Genomic DNA, 18,800 nt, shown 5'->3' with positions numbered 1-18,800 from the left:
TGAACGACTGCAATCCTACCAGCGGTAGTGAGCAAACGCTTTGTTCGCTTCAGCCATCTTGTGTGTGTCTTCACGTTTCTTAACGGAAGCGCCTGTGTTGTTGGAAGCATCGATAATCTCAGCCGCCAAACGTTCTTCCATAGTCTTCTCACCGCGGTTGCGTGAGTAGTTTACAAGCCAACGTAATCCCAAAGCAGTACGTCTTTCAGGTTTAACCTCAATAGGTACTTGGTAGTTAGCACCGCCGACACGACGAGCTTTAACTTCCAATACAGGCATGATATTCTTGATGGCAGCTTCGAAAACTTCCATCGGCTCTTTACCTGTACGTTCTTGAATCAACTTGAACGAATTGTACAAAATGCTTTGAGCGACACCTCTTTTACCACCCAGCATAATACGGTTGATCAAACGAGTAACCAACTTGCTATTATACAATGGATCTGGCAATACATCTCTTTTAGTAACTGGACCTTTGCGTGGCATGGATATCCCCCTTTCTTATATGGTTATTATTCGGATAAGCTCATCTTATTTCTTGACTTTAGGACGTTTCGCACCATACTTGGAGCGAGCCTGCATCCGGTTAGCAACACCTGCAGTATCTAGTGCACCACGAACGATGTGGTAACGAACTCCTGCAAGGTCCTTAACTTTACCTCCGCGCAGCAATACTACACTGTGCTCTTGAAGGTTGTGTCCGATACCCGGAATGTAAGCAGTCACCTCAAGACGGTTCGTCAGACGAACACGGGCATACTTACGAAGTGCTGAGTTTGGTTTACGTGGAGTCATTGTGCCTACACGAGTGCATACACCGCGTTTCTGCGGAGCGCTCAAATTTGTAGCCTCACGCTTGAGGGCGTTGAACCCTTTTTGAAGAGCGGGAGATTTGGATTTTTCGATTTTGGCTTGACGGCCTTTACGAACCAATTGATTAATAGTTGGCATGTTGTGCCACCCCCTTCCTGAAATGATAGTCAATTTACAAACATTAAGTCCACAGACCCAGGTGGTTCATAAAAAGACAAATGAAAAGTCCTTGCTGCCGAAGTGTACCCCGGTACAAAAACGTTCTCTTGCTGCTATTGTTTTAAGACGGCTGCCATCGCAGCACCAACTTCTATACCGCAGGCCTTGCCCAAATTCAGCATCGTGTCCACATAAGTGACCTTCACACCTTGTTTGTTGCAAAGCATTACAATTCTGGAAGTAAGCCGTTGATCTCCGTCCTCTGCCACATAGACTTCTGCGGCTTGGCCCAACTCCACCGCCTTAACGGTTTGCTTGGAACCGATCTTGACCTGAGCATCCTGTAACCCTCTGTCATCAGTCATGAAAATCATTACCTCCACTGAATAAGAATGACAAGACTACTCACGCACCTTAGACATATTAGCATCCTCAGCACATGATGTCAAGAAAAACGACAATAAATTTATTAATAATCACAGCAGACAGCCGCGTCACGCCAGATTTCTGCGTGACGCGGATACTGCTTGCCATGAGTATTCAATTATTCAGCGGGTACCGGCTCTAAAGCTTCTTCACTGCTTTCAGCATTCGGATCGCTCAGCTTCACATTACGGTAACGATTCATGCCTGTACCTGCAGGAATCAGCTTACCGATGATTACATTCTCTTTCAGACCGAGCAGCTTATCCACTTTACCCTTAATAGCTGCATCTGTTAAGACGCGGGTAGTTTCCTGGAAGGATGCCGCAGACAGGAATGAATCAGTTTCCAGGGAGGCCTTGGTAATCCCGAGCAGAACCGGTTTGGCGACTGCTGGTTCATTGCCGGCAAGAATGGCTTCCTTGTTGGCTGCTTCATATTCATGAATATCCGCAAATGCACCCGGCAGGAGACTGGTATCTCCGGCATCGATAATACGGATTTTGCGCAGCATCTGCTTGATCATAACTTCAATGTGCTTATCATTGATTTCAACGCCCTGGTTACGGTATACACGCTGTACTTCTTGCAGAATGTAGTTCTGTACCCCGCGGATCCCTTTGATACGCAGCATTTCTTTAGGGTCAATTGAACCGTCTGTTAATTCATCGCCGGCCTCAATCTCCTGGCCTTCGCTGACACGCAGACGGGAGCCGTAAGTGATGGAATACGTTTTGGACTCTGCTTCACCCTGGACTTCGATCTCGCGGCGGTCCTTGGTTTCGCGGATTTCCTTAACCACCCCGTCAATCTCACTGATTGTAGCCTGACCTTTAGGGTTACGGGCTTCAAACAGCTCCTGGATACGCGGCAAACCTTGCGTAATATCGTCTCCGGCTACACCACCGGTATGGAACGTACGCATGGTAAGCTGTGTTCCCGGTTCACCGATGGATTGTGCGGCAATAATACCGACAGCCTCCCCGATTTCCACGAATTTACCTGTTGCCAGGTTACGTCCGTAGCACTTCTTGCAGACACCGTGACGGGCACGGCAGCTCAGTACAGAGCGAATCTGCAGCTTAGTCACGCCAGCATTCACGATTTCTTCAGCCTTATCCGAGTCAATCAGATCGTTACGGTGAACGATGATTTCCTTCGTCTCAGGATGACGGACGGTCTCGAAGGAATAACGGCCTTCAATACGGTCGTAGAGATCCTCAATGACTTCCTTGCCATCCTGAATCCGGCTAACCATGAAGCCTTTATCAGTACCACAATCTTCTTCACGGACAATAACATCCTGCGCTACGTCAACCAGACGGCGTGTCAGGTACCCGGAATCCGCTGTACGCAGCGCTGTATCGGCCAGACCTTTACGCGCTCCGTGAGTGGAGATAAAGTACTCGAGGACGGTTAGGCCTTCACGGAAGTTCGCTTTGATTGGCAATTCAAAGATTCGGCCCGAAGGTGTTGCCATCAGACCACGCATCCCACCGAGCTGGGTGATCTGCGATTTGTTACCACGCGCCTTGGAGTCGACCATGAGCATGATGGAGTTGAAGCGGTCCATTGATTTAAGCAATACGTTGGTCAGATCATCCTTGGTCTTCGACCAAATCTCGATAACGCGGTCATACCGCTCATCATTGGTAATCAGACCACGGCGGTATTGATTCGCAACCACATCAACCTTAGCTTCGGATTCCTTAAGAATGGTAGCTTTTTCCTCAGGCACGATAACATCCGATACGGCAACCGTAACACCGGAACGTGTAGAGTACGTAAAGCCGAGTTGCTTAATTTTATCCAGAATCACTGAAGTCTTGGTGGTGTGATACGTCTCAAAGCAGCGGGCGATAATGAGGCCCAGATATTCTTTACCTACAGCACTGGCTTCCGGAGCTGCCATGATCAGTTCGCGGACATCCGCACCCTTTTCATAGATGAAGTACTTCTCAGGAGTTCCCTGCAGCAGGTTAGTTTTGGTAGCTTCGTTGATATACGGGAAGCTGCTTGGATAGATTTCGTTGAAGATAATCTTACCCACAGTAGTGATCAGCAGAGCATTCTGTTGCGCTTCTGTGAAGCTGGTTTTACCCAGAGCCTTAACAGGAATAGCAACACGTGCATGCAGACCTGCAGTTCCGCGCTGATAAGCAGAGACCGCTTCATTCACGTTACGCAGGATCATCCCGGTACCCTTTTCTTCCTTGTTGTCCATGGTCAGGTAGAACGTACCAAGGACCATATCCTGGGAAGGGGTAACGACCGGCTTGCCGTCCTTAGGGTTCAGGATGTTACCGGACGCCAGCATGAGAATACGGGCTTCAGCTTGAGCCTCAGCGGACAGAGGAACGTGTACCGCCATCTGGTCACCGTCAAAGTCGGCATTGTAAGCCGTACATACGAGCGGGTGAAGACGGATCGCGTGACCTTCTACCAGAATTGGTTCGAACGCCTGGATACCCAGTCTATGCAGCGTAGGGGCACGGTTCAGCAGAACCGGATGCTCTCTGATTACCTCTTCAAGCACATCCCATACTTCAGGACTTACGCGCTCAACCTTACGCTTCGCGCTCTTTATGTTGTGGGCTAGCCCTTTGTTAACCAGTTCTTTCATTACAAACGGTTTGAAGAGTTCCAGTGCCATCTTCTTAGGAAGACCGCATTGGTACATCTTCAGGTAAGGTCCTACGACGATAACCGAACGGCCGGAATAGTCAACACGTTTACCGAGCAAGTTCTGGCGGAAACGTCCCTGTTTACCTTTCAGCATATGGCTGAGCGATTTGAGCGGACGGTTACCTGGTCCTGTTACAGGACGGCCGCGGCGGCCGTTGTCAATCAGCGCATCTACGGCTTCCTGAAGCATTCGTTTCTCATTCTGAACGATAATGTCAGGCGCGCCGAGGTCCAGCAGTCTTTTCAGACGGTTGTTCCGGTTAATTACACGGCGGTACAGGTCATTAAGGTCAGACGTAGCAAAACGGCCGCCATCAAGCTGAACCATTGGACGAAGCTCCGGAGGGATAACCGGGAGTACATCCATGATCATCCAGTCAGGCTTGTTGCCGGAGTTGCGGAAGGCCTCAATGACTTCCAGACGTTTGATTGCCCGGTTGCGGCGCTGGCCTTGAGCGGTACGCAGCTCTTCTTTGAGGAATTCCAGTTCTTTATCGATGTCGATATCCTGAAGCAGCTTTTTGACAGCTTCTGCACCCATGCCGGCCTGGAATCCGTAGCCATATTTCTCACGGTAGCTGCGGTATTCTTTCTCGGACAGCAGCTGCTTCTTCTCCAGCGGAGTTTCCCCTGGATCAGTTACAACATAAGATGCAAAGTAGATAATCTCTTCGAGCGATCTAGGAGACATATCCAGCGCCAGACCCATACGGCTTGGAATACCTTTGAAATACCAGATATGAGATACAGGAGCTGCCAGTTCGATGTGGCCCATACGTTCGCGGCGGACTTTAGCGCGGGTAACTTCCACGCCGCAGCGGTCGCACACTACGCCCTTATAACGGACGCGTTTGTATTTACCACAGTGACATTCCCAGTCCTTTTGCGGTCCAAAAATACGTTCGCAAAAGAGACCCTCTTTTTCCGGTTTCAATGTACGATAGTTAATGGTTTCCGGTTTTTTAACTTCTCCGCGGGACCAAGAACGAATTTTTTCCGGGGAAGCGAGCCCGATTTTCATAAATTCAAAATTGTTAACGTCCAACAAGGAGCAACCCTCCTTAACCTATATCCTGATTTAGTACCACAGCCCTCTCTTGACGCTGAAGTCAACAGAGGGCATGGTCCTTTGTGTAATGAAATTATTGGCTTGCTGGTGAACTACTCTATGCCGACTTCTGCGCCTTCCAAATTGAGGCTCAGCTTATCGCCTGACGTCTCGTCCTCATCGTCCAGTTCCTTCATCTCGATCTCCTGCTCGTCACCGCTGAGGATTTTGACATCCATCCCGAGCGACTGCAGTTCCTTGATCAATACCTTGAACGATTCCGGTACACCCGGTTCTGGAACATTTTCACCTTTGACAATGGATTCGTACGTTTTCACACGGCCGACCACATCATCGGATTTCACGGTCAAAATCTCTTGCAGTGTATACGCCGCGCCGTAAGCTTCAAGCGCCCACACTTCCATCTCCCCGAAACGCTGTCCGCCGAACTGAGCTTTACCGCCCAGTGGCTGTTGTGTAACGAGTGAGTAAGGACCTGTGGAACGGGCATGAATCTTATCGTCAACCATGTGCGCAAGCTTGATCATGTGCATGACGCCGACAGTAACCTCACGCTCGAAGCGCTCGCCTGTACGTCCGTCATACAGCACAGTCTTACCATTACGCTGCATACCGGCTTCTTCCATCGTATCGAACACGTCATACTCACGGGCTCCGTCGAATACCGGAGTAGCCACGTGGATACCTAGACGCAGTGCAGCCATACCAATATGGACTTCAAGCACCTGTCCGATGTTCATACGGGAAGGAACGCCCAGCGGGTTCAGGACAACCTGTACCGGCGTACCGTCAGGAAGGAACGGCATATCTTCTTCTGGCAGGATACGGGCAACGACACCCTTGTTACCGTGACGTCCGGCCATCTTGTCACCTTCAGAAATTTTACGCTTCTGGGCGATGTAGACACGAACCAGCTGATTCACGCCAGGAGGCAGCTCATCGCCGTTCTCACGTGTGAATACTTTGACGTCAACGATAATACCATCACTACCATGCGGAACACGCAGGGAGGTATCACGAACTTCACGGGCCTTCTCACCGAAGATCGCATGCAGCAGGCGCTCCTCAGCAGTCAGCTCAGTTACACCCTTCGGAGTAACCTTACCTACCAGAATATCGCCGGCATTGATTTCCGCACCGATACGGATAATTCCGCGCTCATCCAGATTGCGGAGCGCCTCTTCACCGACGTTAGGAATATCACGTGTGATCTCTTCAGGTCCGAGCTTCGTATCACGGGCTTCGGATTCGTATTCCTCGATGTGGATCGAAGTGTATACATCTTCCTTCACCAGCTTCTCACTCAGCAGGATCGCATCCTCGTAGTTGTAGCCTTCCCAAGTCATGAACGCAACGACTACGTTGCGGCCAAGCGCAAGTTCGCCCATTTCTGTGGAAGGTCCATCTGCCAGGATGTCACCTTTTTTGACGATATCCCCACGTTTAGCCAGTGGACGCTGGTTAATACAGGTACCCTGGTTCGAACGCATGAATTTGTGTAATTTATATTTAACGATATCGCCTTTGACTTCCTTGCCTTCAACTGCCTCAACACGGCGCAGCCAGATTTCATTGGCAGAGGAGCGTTCGATAATACCGTCATATTTGGAGACAATACATACGCCGGAGTCTTTAGCAGACTTATGCTCCATCCCTGTCCCTACAAGCGGAGCCTTAGGAATAAGAAGCGGAACGGCCTGACGCTGCATGTTCGATCCCATCAGTGCGCGGTTGGAGTCATCGTTCTCAAGGAACGGGATGAGCGCCGTTGCGACCGATACGACCTGTTTTGGCGAAACGTCCATGTAGTCTACACGGTTGCTAGGCATAGTAGTGATGTTGTCTGAATCCTTGTTGTAACGAACGATAACCTGGTCTTCCTTAAAGGAGCCATCCTCATCGATCAGTACATTAGCCTGTGCAACTACATAGTTATCTTCTTCATCGGCAGTCAGATAATCGATTTGCTCAGTTACCTTACCTGTCTTCGGATCTACCCAACGATACGGAGCTTCGATAAAGCCGTATTCATTGATGCGGGCGAAGGTGGACAAGGAGTTGATCAGACCGATATTCGGACCTTCCGGAGTCTCGATAGGACACATACGGCCATAGTGACTGTGATGGACGTCGCGGACTTCAAAACCTGCGCGTTCACGAGTCAGACCGCCGGGTCCGAGTGCAGACAGACGGCGCTTATGCGTAAGCTCGGCAAGCGGGTTCGTCTGATCCATGAACTGGGACAGCTGCGAACTGCCGAAGAACTCTTTGATCGATGCGATAACCGGACGGATGTTGATCAGCGCCTGCGGTGTAATCGCATTGGCATCCTGAATCGACATTCTCTCGCGGACTACGCGCTCCATACGGGATAGACCGATCCGGAACTGATTCTGCAGAAGCTCACCTACAGAACGCAGACGGCGGTTACCCAGATGGTCAATATCATCCGTGTTGCCGATACCATGCAGCAAATTAATAAAGTAGCTGATTGAGGATATAATATCAGCCTGAGTAATATGCTTAACCGATTTATCAATGTTGCCATTGGCGATCAGTTTGATGATACGGCCTTCTTCGATTGGCGAGAATACGTCAATGGTCTGAAGCGGAATATCTTCGCTGTCCATTACACCGCCGGTTACACGGTAGTTTTTGGCAGCCATACTCTTCTCGAAATAAGGAATCAGCTCATCAAGCAGGCGGCGGTCCACCATTTGGCCGGATTCTGCCAGGATTTCTCCGGTAGATTCATCAACCAAAGGCTGTGCCAGACGCTGATTGAACAGACGATTCTTAATATGCAGCTTTTTGTTGATTTTGTAACGGCCTACATTGGCCAAATCATAACGTTTCGGGTCAAAGAAACGTGCGACGAGCAAGCTCTTGGCATTATCAAGTGTAGGTGGTTCGCCCGGACGCAAACGCTCGTAGATTTCAATAAGCGCCTTCTCCGTGGAATCCGTGTTGTCTTTATCCAGCGTGTTGCGAATATATTCATCATTGCCAAGCAGTTCCAGAATTTCAGCATCACTGCCGAAGCCCAGAGCACGCAAGAGGACTGTTACCGGGATCTTACGAGTCCGGTCGATACGGACATACATGATGTCCTTAGCGTCGGTCTCAAGCTCCAGCCAGGCTCCGCGATTTGGAATTACTGTGGCGGTGTAAGTTTTTTTGCCGTTCTTATCCACTTTTGTGCTGAAATAGACGCTTGGAGAGCGAACCAACTGGCTGACAATAACCCGTTCCGCACCATTGATAATAAAAGTGCCGGTTTCCGTCATCAGAGGGAAATCTCCCATGAACACTTCCTGCTCTTTAACCTCACCGGTCTCCTTATTGATGAGACGCACCTTCACACGCAGAGGTGCTGCATATGTTACGTCCCGCTCTTTAGCGTCGTCAACCGTGTACTTCGGTTCACCCAGGCTGTAATCAATGAACTCTAGTACCAAATTCCCTGTGAAATCCTGGATCGGCGAGATGTCCTGGAACATTTCCCGCAATCCTTCCTCCAAAAACCAATCATAAGATTTTTGTTGGATCTCGATCAGGTTCGGGACCTCGAGTACCTCGTTAATTCTCGCATAGCTCCGCCGAGTGCGTCGACCATACTGAACAAGATGTCCTGCCAACTTTACTCACCCCTCATGTCTACTCACTTAAAAATTGATTGCGAACCCTTGTTTGGACCCGTATAATGGAACCATAACACAAGGATTCAGCCATAAATACAGAAAAGCCCCTTATCGAAATCTTTCGAAAAAAGAGCACATCTATCCACGGCCAAAATACTCCTTATCCAGTAGATTTGCCCAAAACGTGCGTATTATACGTCACCAGGCTACAGTTCATGCGCTATTATCTATTGCCCCGGCGACCTTCGCCGTGACAGGAACATAGAGAACGGAATTCGCAAAAACCTGCCGTGCGGCATGCGCTTACCGGGCGACAATATATCACTTGACATTTCAGCAAACTAAAGACATGGAGCCTAGCTTAATACTGACATTTTATAATAATACCACTACGGACATCGCATGTCAATGAGTATTATTATTTATTTTTGAGCTTTTAAGATTCTATAGCCCTTGTCTTTCCCTACTTCTTCTACCACTGCAAACATACTCTCCAGCTTGGCAACCGCCGACGGCGCACCCTGCTTCTTCTGAATGACAACCCACAGACAACCGCCCTCATTCAAATGATCATACGCCTGTTCAAAAATCGCATGCACTACGGCCTTGCCGGCGCGAATCGGCGGGTTGGTTAGAATCACATCGAAGGTCTGCCCCTCTACTGCCGATAGCACATCACTTTCCATCACCGTAACATTGCGGATTCCATTATGCTGCGCATTCTCGCGGGCAAGCTCTACCGCACGGCTGTTGATATCAATCATCGTTACATGTCCCTTGGAAGCGAGATGCGCCGCACTAATCCCTATAGGCCCGTAACCACAACCCACATCCAGCACCTTCGCATCCTCCAGAATCTCCATCGCCTCAATCAGAACACGGCTGCCATGATCAATATCTCCTTTTGAAAAAACACCGGCGTCGCTGGTAAAGCGTAGGCGTTTGCCTCTCAGCTCCGTATCGATGCTGCGTCTGTCATGACGCGCTTCCGGCTGCTGCGAGTAATAATGCTGCGACATACTATCCTCCCTTTCACGTTGAACTACACATACCTGCGAGGCTCCCTTATAGAGCAACCCCCTTGAACAAGTTCAAGGGGGTTGCGGAAACCGGAGAGAATAACTTCTGCTCCGGGGCAGTACCTATTGAATCAACTTATTTTACTTCTACAGCTGCGCCTGCTTCTTCCAATTTTGCTTTGGTAGCTTCGGCTTCTTCTTTGCTTACTTTTTCTTTGATTGCTTTTGGAGCGTTGTCTACAACTTCTTTAGCTTCTTTCAAGCCAAGACCTGTGATTTCGCGAACGATTTTGATAACGTTGATTTTGGAAGCGCCAGCGCTTGTCAAAATTACGTCGAATTCGGACTGTTCAGCTTCAACAGCTGCTACAGCGCCGCCAGCTGCTACTGGAGCTGCTGCAGTTACGCCGAATTCTTCTTCGATTGCTTTTACCAGGTCGTTCAGTTCCAGTACGCTCATGCCTTTAATTTCTTCTAAGATTGTTTCTTTGCTCATGATTGAACCTCCATTATATTTGAATTGGTTTGTGGTCTTGATTATGAAGCTGGAAGCAAAGGCTTACGCGCTTTGTTCTTCTTTCTCAGCAACAGCTTTAACTGCAAGCGCGAAGTTGCGCATTGGAGCTTGAAGCACGCTAAGCAGCATGGAGAGCAAACCATCGCGGGATGGCAGTTCAGCCAGTGCTTTCAGTTGGTCCGCATCGATAACTTTACCTTCTACAACGCCGCCTTTCAGTTTCAAAGCGTCGTTCTTCTTAGCGAAGTCATTTAGAATCTTAGCTGCTACTACCGCATCAGTCTCGCTGAATGCGATCGCTGTAGGACCCGTCAGGACAGCGTCCAGATCAGTCAGCTCAGCTGCCGCAGTTGCACGGCGAAGCAATGTGTTCTTCAGGACTTGAAACTCAACGCCAGCTTCACGAAGCTGCTTACGCAGTTCAGTCACTTGCGATACGTTCAATCCGCGGTAGTCTGCAACAACAGTGGAGACACTGTTCTGCAGTTTGCCAGTCACAACATCAACCGCATCCTGTTTAGCTTGGATTACTTTTGCATTTGCCAATTATATACACCTCCTGAAAATTTATGTCACGGCGGTTATTCCGGAGAAACCCCGCCGTTCCTACGCAGGCATTAGAAAAGCCTCCGCAGATTCACGAAGGCTTGATAAAACGGAAAGTTAATCAGGCGAGCCTGGCACTTTTTGTTTCTATCACAACACCTCGGTAGGAAATTAAGCCCTACGGCACCTACTGTCTACGGTAAGCATATTCACATTTAAGATTGATCACCTTAATGTTTACAACTGTTATAGATTATCAAAGATAACTCGAGGAGTCAACCTTTAATTATCTGAAAGCAGCAGCGTTCACACGAGCGCTAGGTCCCATTGTGGACGAAATAGCGATGCCTTTAAGGTATACACCTTTGGCAGCAGCCGGTTTCGCACGGTTCAGAGCGTCCATAAGAGCTTTAAGGTTCTCGTTCAGTTGTTCAGCGTTGAAAGACACTTTGCCGATTGGCGCGTGAATTTGGCCCGCTTTGTCAAGACGGTATTCGATCTTACCGGCTTTGATTTCTTGAACAGCCTTGGTAACGTCGAAAGTAACTGTACCTGCTTTAGGGTTAGGCATGAGACCTTTACCACCGAGCAGACGACCCAGTTTACCGACTTCACTCATCATATCAGGTGTAGCTACGCAGACGTCGAATTCGAACCAGCCCTGTTGAATCTTGTTGATCATATCAGCATCACCAACAAAATCAGCGCCAGCAGCTTCCGCTTCCTTCGCTTTTTCACCTTTTGCAAATACAAGCACGCGTTGTGTTTTGCCTGTGCCGTGAGGCAGGACAACAACACCACGAACTGCCTGGTCTTGTTTACGCGGGTCTACACCCAGACGAACTGCTGCTTCAACGGTTTCGTCGAATTTGGCAGTTGCCGCCTTTTTCACAAGCTCTACAGCTTCTGAAGGCTCGTAAGTCGCTTCGCTGTTGATCAGCTTCGCGGATTCTTGGTACTTCTTACCATGTTTAGCCATGAAATGTTCCTCCTTTGTGGTATTAGCGGAAATTCCTCCCACATATTGCGGTCATGAATGACCGGTTCATCGAATACATATTAGTCTTCGATTGTGATTCCCATACTGCGGGCAGTACCTTCAACCATACGCATTGCAGCTTCAACAGATGCAGCGTTCAGATCGGGCATTTTGGTTTCAGCGATTTCACGAACCGCTGCGCGGCCCAGCTTCGCTACTTTTTTCTTGTTTGGTTCACCGGAGCCTTTTTCTACTTTTGCAGCGATGCGAAGCAGAACAGCAGCCGGAGGAGTTTTGGTGATGAAGGTAAACGAACGGTCTTCAAATACTGTAATTTCAACCGGGATGATCAGACCAGCCTGGTCGGCAGTACGAGCGTTGAATTCCTTACAGAATGCCATGATGTTGACACCCGCTTGACCTAACGCCGGACCTACTGGAGGCGCTGGATTCGCTTTCCCTGCAGGAATCTGCAGTTTCACCATTTTAATAACTTTTTTAGCCATGAGTGACACCTCCTTGCGTAAATAGTGGTATTCGAATGCTGAACAGCATTCTCCCACAAGAAACCCTTGTGCTTGTTATATCTTCTCCACTTGAGTGAAATCCAACTCCAGCGGGGTTTCCCGTCCAAACATGTTGACATGTACCTTGATCTTGCTTTTGTCTGCCAAAATTTCTTCCACGGAGCCCACAAAATTCGCAAATGGACCGACCATAATACGTACGGATTCCTTAATTTCGAAATCAATCTTCGCTTTAGGTTCAACCATGCCCATATGCTTCAGAATCTGTTCAACCTCTTCGGGTAGCAGAGCGGTAGGCTTAGAGCCCGAACCAGTTGAACCGACAAATCCGGTAACGCCCGGCGTATTGCGGACAACATACCAGGAATCATCAGTCTGAACCATTTCGACCAAAACGTAACCAGGGTAAACTTTGCGCATGACAGTTTTTTTCTTGCCATCCTTGTTTACCAGTTCTTCTTCCATAGGAACAAGAACGCGGAATATTTTGTCTTCCATGCCCATGGACTCAACGCGTTTTTCCAAATTGGCCTTGACCTTATTCTCATACCCGGAATAGGTATGAACAACATACCATCTTTTTTCCATATCAAGCCACCTGGGACCTCTCTAAATAATCGCTTCAATCACAGCGGAAATACCGATGTCCAGAACCCAGAAGTAAAGAGAAATAACTACAATTGTACCGAGAACGATCAATGTATAGTTCTTCAGTTCTTTACGGCTAGGCCAGCGAACCTTTTTGAGTTCACTCCAGCTCTCAGTGAAAAAGGAAAACAAAGACTTGAAACTACGTTTCACGCCGACTACACCTCCAAAAGACTATCTGGTTTCGCGATGAGGAGTTTGCTCGTTACAGAACTTGCAAAATTTCTTCATCTCCAAGCGGTCGGGGTGATTTCGCTTGTTTTTGGTTGTTGCATAGTTTCTTTGTTTGCAACTTGTACAAGCCAAAGTGATAATTACCCGCATGATGTGCACCTCCCGAAGACGTACTTCTAATCATTAAATTAGAAGACGTAGATATTGATTCAAAAAAAAGCCGCGAATTTAGGCCTACCTAAAACACTTTAGCATAATATCAATGTCTGTGTCAACGAAAGTTTCCCCCATCGCACTGGGTAATTCCGGGTGCTGTAGCCTTATGCCATAAGTCATCTTTGATCCTGTTTCTTCTTTTACCGCTAGCTGTCTTCCATAATCATTATGCTGCAATCCGCTTGTGTATAAACCTGCCATCATCCAACGTTTCAGCAATTGTAAATTCGTCGTATCCAAATCTAGCGGACACTAAAAAAAGACTCGAGTCCCGAGCCTTCCTAGTCATTATATCATTAATTGTCACGCACTTCCAGATATCTTTCCAATTTACGTTTCACACGCTGCAAAGCATTGTCAATGGACTTCACATGCCGCTTCAAATCCTCGGCAATCTCCTGATAGGAACGTCCATCCAGATAGAGCATCAGAACCTTGCGTTCCAGATCACTCAGAATCTCGGCCATCTTATCTTCCAGTCCGATGAACTCCTCCTGGTTGATAATCAGCTCTTCCGGGTCCAGCACCTGACTTCCGCATATCACATCCATCAATGTCCGGTCGGAGTCCTCATCATAGATGGGCTTGTCTAACGAGACATATGAATTAAGCGGAATATGCTTCTGGCGGGTAGCGGTCTTAATGGCGGTTATAATCTGACGGGTGATGCACAGCTCGGCAAAGGCCTTGAACGATGACAGCTTGTCGCCCTTGAAGTCACGGATGGCCTTGTATAAGCCAATCATGCCTTCCTGCACAATATCTTCACGATCTGCCCCGATCAAAAAATAGGAACGGGCCTTGGCACGCACAAAATTACGATACTTGTTAATTAAATGCTCCAATGCGCCACTGTCGCCACCACGGAAGATCTCGACAATTTCTTCATCACTTATGAAATCATACTCGGACAGCATTATTTCCTTGAGGTCGACACTCACCAAGAATCCCCCCGGCTGCAACGCAAGACACATCGTTACTTCTCGAAATATAGGAACAGTATATATTATGTTACCTTACACCGTCAACCGGATTTGTCCAAAAACAATCTTCAATAACATATTATGTCATTTCCTTGCGAGGGGCAACTGCTATTCCTGTCCTACTGCCTGCGCCAGTCCTCCAGCCGTTTACGTGTCTCCGGCGGCAGCTTGTCTTCAAGCGAGTGACGGGTCCCGCTCACGCTTCCCGGCTCGATCGCCTTCTTCACCTGCTTCTGGTTCTCCTCAATCTCAAGCCTCAGTTCCCTGGCTGAAATCCGGAGTGCGCCCTGGGCAAAAACGACATGCTGCTCCACAAAATCGCTGGTGGCTACCGAGATCTGTCTGCGGCGGTGCGTGAATTCCCCAACCAGCCGTTCGATGCATTCATCTGCCGTTTCCTTCTCCTTGGTGAAGAAGACCTGGATCTTCCCTTGTTCAAACGACCTGCCCAGTCCCGGCACACGGTAGGCATCGAATACGGCAATGACGCGCAGCCCGGAGAATGCCTGATAATCGGCCAGCATATCGAGCAGCCGGTCGCGTGCCCCCTGCATACCGGTCTGCGACAATGCCGCAAGCTCCGGCCAGCCGCCGATCATATTGTATCCGTCCACGAGCAGGATATCGCGCCAGTCTGCCATAGTTATCCCTGTTCTTGGCGGCGGCGGAGTACCTCGTACATGATTACGCCCGCTGCTACTGAAGCATTCAGAGAGTTGATTCTTCCAGCCATCGGCAGCTTAAGCAGCACATCGCATTTCTCACGGATCAGGCGGCCCATCCCTTTATTCTCATTGCCAATCACCACTGCTACGGGACCGGTGACAATATCCGATCCGAACAGATTCTGATCGGTATCCACATCCGTGCCGACTACCCAGACTCCCAGCTCCTTCAGCCGGTCAATGGTCTGTCCCAGATTCGTTACGCGGGCCACAGGCACATATTCGACTGCACCAGCCGAGGTCTTGGATACGGTAGCTGTAATCTGCGCAGAGCGGCGCTTCGGCACAATGACTCCGTGCACACCTGTGCAGTCAGCCGTACGCAGGATAGACCCGAGGTTATGCGGATCTTCAATTTCGTCCAGCAGGAGCAGGAACGGCGGTTCTCCCTTGGCTTCAGCAATTGCCAGAATATCAGCAACCTCCGTGTAGGCAAAAGGCGCCGCTTGCGCCACCACTCCCTGGTGCTGAACGCCCGGTGCAAGCTGATCCAGCTTACGCTTGTCTACATGCTGAATGACAATGCCCGCCTTGCGCGCTTCCGCAACGATAGGTGCGGTCAGGTGCTTTTGTGCAGTTTCAGCGATCCATATTTTGTTGAGTGTACGTCCTGCTCTAAGGGCTTCAAGCACCGAATGCTTGCCTGCCAGTATTTCCTCTTCAGTTCTCAATTCTTCCATTGTTTTATCTCCTGTTCTGTATACTCACTTGGGGCGGTGCATCATATATTCGATACTGCTGTGAACAAGCTCCTGGATTCTCGCTTGCTGTCCTGTGTAATATAAATAGCCGATCATGCATTCAAAAGCAGTGGCGTGGCGGTATTCCAGCACATCCGCATTTTTGGGAATGCTGCCGGATTTGGCATTGCGCCCCCGTCTGACCACATCCTTCTCATCCTCGGTGAGCACCGGGTCCAGATAAGCAAGAATGTTGCTCTGAGCTCTGGCGGAGACCAGTCCGGTCGCCGACCGGTGCAGATGCTGGGGGCGCAAATTAGGCAGCGAGATCAGATACTGCCGGACTGCAACTTCGTAGATAGCGTCACCTGCATAAGCAAGGACGATTGGAGGCAGCAGATGGGCCGGCTTAGAGGGTTCATACGGGAACCAGGCGCGGTTCAGATCAAACAGCCCGTTCATTTGCGCCGCCACCGCATTCCCTGTGGAGTATCTTCCAGCAGAATTCCCAGCGCATTCAGCTCATCGCGGATTTCATCCGACCGGCTCCAGTTCTTGTTCTTGCGCGCTTCCACACGCTCTGCAATCAGGCGTTCCACCTCTTCGCTTGCCACTTCTTCCTCAGCCTCTACCGTGAGGCGAAGCACCGCATTCATCTCGGCAAAAGCCTTCAGCAGCTCGGCGAAGTCAGCCGGATTCGCCTCAGGATCAGCAAGCGTAAGGTTCGCCAGGCTCACCCAGTCGAACACCGCCGTAATAGCGTCCGGTGTATTGAAATCATCCTGCATCCGCGCATGGAAGTTGCTAAGGATAGCGGCCAGCCGCTCCGTAACCTGCAGACTTGCCTCACCCTCTGCCCCCTCCGCCGACAGCTCAAGGCGGTGCTTCACATTGCCTTCTGCCAGAGCGATCCGCTCTACGCTTTTCTCAGCAGACAGCAGTGCTTCCTCGGTGAAGTTCAGCGGATTGCGGTAATGGCTGGATAGCATGAAGTAACGGATAGCACCCTGCTTGAAGCGCGCGCGGATATCCTTCACGAGGAGGCCATTCCCCAGCGACTTTGACATTTTCTCGTCACCGATATTCAGAAAAGCATTATGCATCCAGTAATTCGACAGCGGTTCACCCGTCAGCGCTTCGGTCTGGGCACATTCGCATTCATGATGCGGGAATTTCAAATCCTCTCCGCCGCCGTGAATGTCGATCGTTGTACCCAAATATTCACGCACCATCGCCGAGCATTCAATATGCCAGCCTGGACGGCCCTCTCCCCATGGACTGGACCAGTGAACTTCGCCCGGCTTGGCTGCCTTCCAGAGTACGAAATCCTCCTGGTTCTCCTTGCGCGAATCCACCTCGACACGGATACCGAAGCGCAGCTCCTCCAGATTCTGGCGGGACAGCTTGCCGTAATTGGCAAATTTCCCGGTACGGTAATACACATCTCCGCCGTTCTCATACGCGTAGCCTTTGTCTTCAAGCTCCTTAATGAACTCGATAATCGTGTCCATGCTCTCCGTAACGCGCGGATTCATCGTCGCCGGCTTCACGCCCAGCCCGGCCAGATCCTCCTGGTAGGCGGCAATGAACATTTCAGCAACCTCGGCTACGGTGATGTTCAGCTCCTCCGCCTTGCGGATCATTTTATCATCCACATCGGTGAAATTTGTCAGATAGCGGACCTCATTACCAAGCGTCTCCAGGTAGTTGCGCACCATGTCAAAAACAATGACCGGTCTTGCATTCCCGATATGCATATAGCCGTAGACCGTGGGTCCGCAGACGTACATCTTCACCTTATCCGGCTCCTGCGGTACAAATTCTTCCTTCGTGCGCGTCATTGTGTTGTAAATGTGCAAAGCCATTCTTGTCCCAACCCTTTCTATTGTCCCCGGATTTCTGAAATGCCGGTGCTCTTAAATTTCGTAATCGCCGATATATTGCTGGCTTTCGAGCCGCCGCTGTTCCTGCTTCTGCTTATCTTCAGCACCCATCTTTTCTCTTAGCTCCTCAATCTCCTTCTGTAGGAACTTGAGGGAATCAATCAGCGGGTCAGGCATCTTGGTATGATCCAGCCGGTCGGATACACGTTCGCCGTTACGCTTGACTACACGCCCGGGATTGCCGACTACCGTGCTGTTGTTAGGCACTTCACGCAGCACGACTGCGTTAGAGCCGATATTAGAATTATCGCCGATCCGGAAGGAACCCAGTACTTTGGCACCAGAGCCGATGACTACATTGTTGCCGACGGTAGGGTGCCGCTTGCCTTTCTCTTTGCCGGTCCCCCCGAGTGTAACTCCCTGATAGATAATAACATCATCGCCAATCTCACAGGTCTCACCAATGACAATACCCATTCCGTGGTCAATAAACAACCGGCTGCCGATGACCGCGCCCGGATGAATCTCCACTCCCGTCATGAACCGGCTGATCTGCGAGACCATGCGTGCCAGGGTAAACCAGCGGCGTTTATAAAAAGAGTGGGCCATCCGGTGTGCCCAGATCGCATGAAGCCCGGCGTAGGTGAAGACGACCTCGAACCTGCTGCGGGCAGCGGGATCATTGTCGAATACTGCCCGAATGTCCGACTTGATATGCTTAAACATCGCGGTTCCCCTCTTCTTTGAGATGCTATATTTCAAGTTACATTCTTATATTTCAACAAAAAACGCCCCTGCAGCATGATAGCTGCAGAGACGTTTAACCGCGGTCCCACTCTGCTTGAACATTCGTATATGCCAGAGCTGTTAAACTTCGCAGCCGCTGTATCCGGTGTTCCTCTTGGTGTCTGTAACGGCGACAGCCCGGCACAGTCTACAGCCCCGCACAGGGACATTCAACCATGCAGCTCACAGGTGCATTTTCAGCGGCAGACAAATGAATAACTCCCAGCCTGCAAGGGCATTCGCCCTTAAGCGGTTATTCTCTCTGGTAATTGTCCTGATACGCCTACTTTTCCTGATCCCAGCTATTTCTTATATCCTTCTATCTTA

Annotated in this window: 19 protein-coding genes and 1 other annotated feature; all 19 genes read right to left on the bottom strand. The window is 49.7% G+C overall.

What is annotated here, in order from left to right; genetic code table 11:
* Positions 1 to 15: 15 nt before the first annotated feature.
* The 19 genes from rpsG to cysE all read right to left on the bottom strand — a co-directional run bounded on the left by rpsG (position 16) and on the right by cysE (position 18,413).
* The gene (gene rpsG, locus J2Z70_RS29050) at positions 16 to 486 is read right to left on the bottom strand and encodes a 30S ribosomal protein S7 (protein ID WP_020427074.1); all 471 of its coding nucleotides are present in this window, start codon (positions 484 to 486) and stop codon (positions 16 to 18) included.
* 45 nt (positions 487 to 531) lie between these two features.
* Positions 532 to 951 (bottom strand): 30S ribosomal protein S12, encoded by a 420-nt coding sequence (gene rpsL, locus J2Z70_RS29045; protein WP_036721853.1) that lies wholly within the window; start codon positions 949 to 951, stop codon positions 532 to 534.
* A 134-nt stretch (positions 952 to 1,085) separates the two neighbouring features.
* Positions 1,086 to 1,337 (bottom strand): ribosomal L7Ae/L30e/S12e/Gadd45 family protein, encoded by a 252-nt coding sequence (locus J2Z70_RS29040; protein WP_036692367.1) that lies wholly within the window; start codon positions 1,335 to 1,337, stop codon positions 1,086 to 1,088.
* A 179-nt stretch (positions 1,338 to 1,516) separates the two neighbouring features.
* Positions 1,517 to 5,128 carry a DNA-directed RNA polymerase subunit beta' gene (rpoC, locus tag J2Z70_RS29035; protein WP_036721855.1) on the bottom strand — a complete coding sequence of 1,204 codons (3,612 nt, stop codon included), beginning with the start codon at positions 5,126 to 5,128 and terminating at the stop codon, positions 1,517 to 1,519.
* Between the two features lie 113 nt (positions 5,129 to 5,241).
* Entirely contained in the window at positions 5,242 to 8,787 is a 3,546-nt protein-coding gene (gene rpoB, locus J2Z70_RS29030) for a DNA-directed RNA polymerase subunit beta (RefSeq protein ID WP_036721858.1), read from the bottom strand.
* A 425-nt stretch (positions 8,788 to 9,212) separates the two neighbouring features.
* Positions 9,213 to 9,809 (bottom strand): class I SAM-dependent methyltransferase, encoded by a 597-nt coding sequence (locus tag J2Z70_RS29025; protein ID WP_209878857.1) that lies wholly within the window; start codon positions 9,807 to 9,809, stop codon positions 9,213 to 9,215.
* A 136-nt stretch (positions 9,810 to 9,945) separates the two neighbouring features.
* Positions 9,946 to 10,305: a 50S ribosomal protein L7/L12 gene (rplL, locus tag J2Z70_RS29020; protein WP_036721862.1), complete on the bottom strand. Its 360-nt coding sequence runs from the start codon at positions 10,303 to 10,305 to the stop codon at positions 9,946 to 9,948.
* Between the two features lie 63 nt (positions 10,306 to 10,368).
* The gene (gene rplJ / locus J2Z70_RS29015) at positions 10,369 to 10,872 is read right to left on the bottom strand and encodes a 50S ribosomal protein L10 (RefSeq protein ID WP_036721864.1); all 504 of its coding nucleotides are present in this window, start codon (positions 10,870 to 10,872) and stop codon (positions 10,369 to 10,371) included.
* 64 nt (positions 10,873 to 10,936) lie between these two features.
* Positions 10,937 to 11,090: a sequence feature (ribosomal protein L10 leader region), on the bottom strand.
* Between the two features lie 68 nt (positions 11,091 to 11,158).
* Positions 11,159 to 11,851 (bottom strand): 50S ribosomal protein L1, encoded by a 693-nt coding sequence (gene rplA, locus J2Z70_RS29010; protein WP_036692357.1) that lies wholly within the window; start codon positions 11,849 to 11,851, stop codon positions 11,159 to 11,161.
* Between the two features lie 80 nt (positions 11,852 to 11,931).
* Positions 11,932 to 12,357 (bottom strand): 50S ribosomal protein L11, encoded by a 426-nt coding sequence (rplK, locus tag J2Z70_RS29005; protein ID WP_019908208.1) that lies wholly within the window; start codon positions 12,355 to 12,357, stop codon positions 11,932 to 11,934.
* A gap of 75 nt (positions 12,358 to 12,432) precedes the next feature.
* Positions 12,433 to 12,966: a transcription termination/antitermination protein NusG gene (nusG, locus tag J2Z70_RS29000; protein WP_020427084.1), complete on the bottom strand. Its 534-nt coding sequence runs from the start codon at positions 12,964 to 12,966 to the stop codon at positions 12,433 to 12,435.
* 21 nt (positions 12,967 to 12,987) lie between these two features.
* Positions 12,988 to 13,179 carry a preprotein translocase subunit SecE gene (gene secE, locus J2Z70_RS28995; protein WP_036692354.1) on the bottom strand — a complete coding sequence of 64 codons (192 nt, stop codon included), beginning with the start codon at positions 13,177 to 13,179 and terminating at the stop codon, positions 12,988 to 12,990.
* A gap of 21 nt (positions 13,180 to 13,200) precedes the next feature.
* Complete coding sequence (rpmG, locus tag J2Z70_RS28990) at positions 13,201 to 13,350, bottom strand: 50S ribosomal protein L33 (RefSeq protein ID WP_074086515.1); 150 nt, start codon at positions 13,348 to 13,350, stop codon at positions 13,201 to 13,203.
* Between the two features lie 362 nt (positions 13,351 to 13,712).
* Positions 13,713 to 14,357, bottom strand: coding sequence for an RNA polymerase sporulation sigma factor SigH (gene sigH / locus J2Z70_RS28985; RefSeq protein ID WP_036721868.1), 645 nt, complete (start codon positions 14,355 to 14,357; stop codon positions 13,713 to 13,715).
* Positions 14,358 to 14,518: 161 nt separating this feature from the next.
* Positions 14,519 to 15,040, bottom strand: coding sequence for an NYN domain-containing protein (locus J2Z70_RS28980; protein WP_036692346.1), 522 nt, complete (start codon positions 15,038 to 15,040; stop codon positions 14,519 to 14,521).
* Between the two features lie 2 nt (positions 15,041 to 15,042).
* Positions 15,043 to 15,804, bottom strand: coding sequence for a 23S rRNA (guanosine(2251)-2'-O)-methyltransferase RlmB (rlmB, locus tag J2Z70_RS28975; RefSeq protein WP_076081731.1), 762 nt, complete (start codon positions 15,802 to 15,804; stop codon positions 15,043 to 15,045).
* Positions 15,805 to 15,828: 24 nt separating this feature from the next.
* The gene (locus tag J2Z70_RS28970; protein ID WP_036721873.1) at positions 15,829 to 16,266 is read right to left on the bottom strand and encodes a Mini-ribonuclease 3; all 438 of its coding nucleotides are present in this window, start codon (positions 16,264 to 16,266) and stop codon (positions 15,829 to 15,831) included.
* Positions 16,263 to 17,669: a cysteine--tRNA ligase gene (cysS, locus tag J2Z70_RS28965; protein WP_209878855.1), complete on the bottom strand. Its 1,407-nt coding sequence runs from the start codon at positions 17,667 to 17,669 to the stop codon at positions 16,263 to 16,265. The genes J2Z70_RS28970 and cysS overlap by 4 nt, the downstream gene beginning before the upstream one ends.
* A gap of 51 nt (positions 17,670 to 17,720) precedes the next feature.
* Entirely contained in the window at positions 17,721 to 18,413 is a 693-nt protein-coding gene (gene cysE, locus J2Z70_RS28960; RefSeq protein ID WP_036721878.1) for a serine O-acetyltransferase, read from the bottom strand.
* Positions 18,414 to 18,800: the final 387 nt, after the last annotated feature.

The sequence above is a fragment of the Paenibacillus silagei genome, from assembly GCF_017874735.1.
In the GTDB taxonomy this organism is placed as follows: Bacteria; Bacillota; Bacilli; order Paenibacillales; family Paenibacillaceae; genus Paenibacillus_AQ; species Paenibacillus_AQ silagei.
Note: the sequence above shows the minus strand (reverse complement) of the source record. Positions and strands in the feature narration are given on the sequence as shown.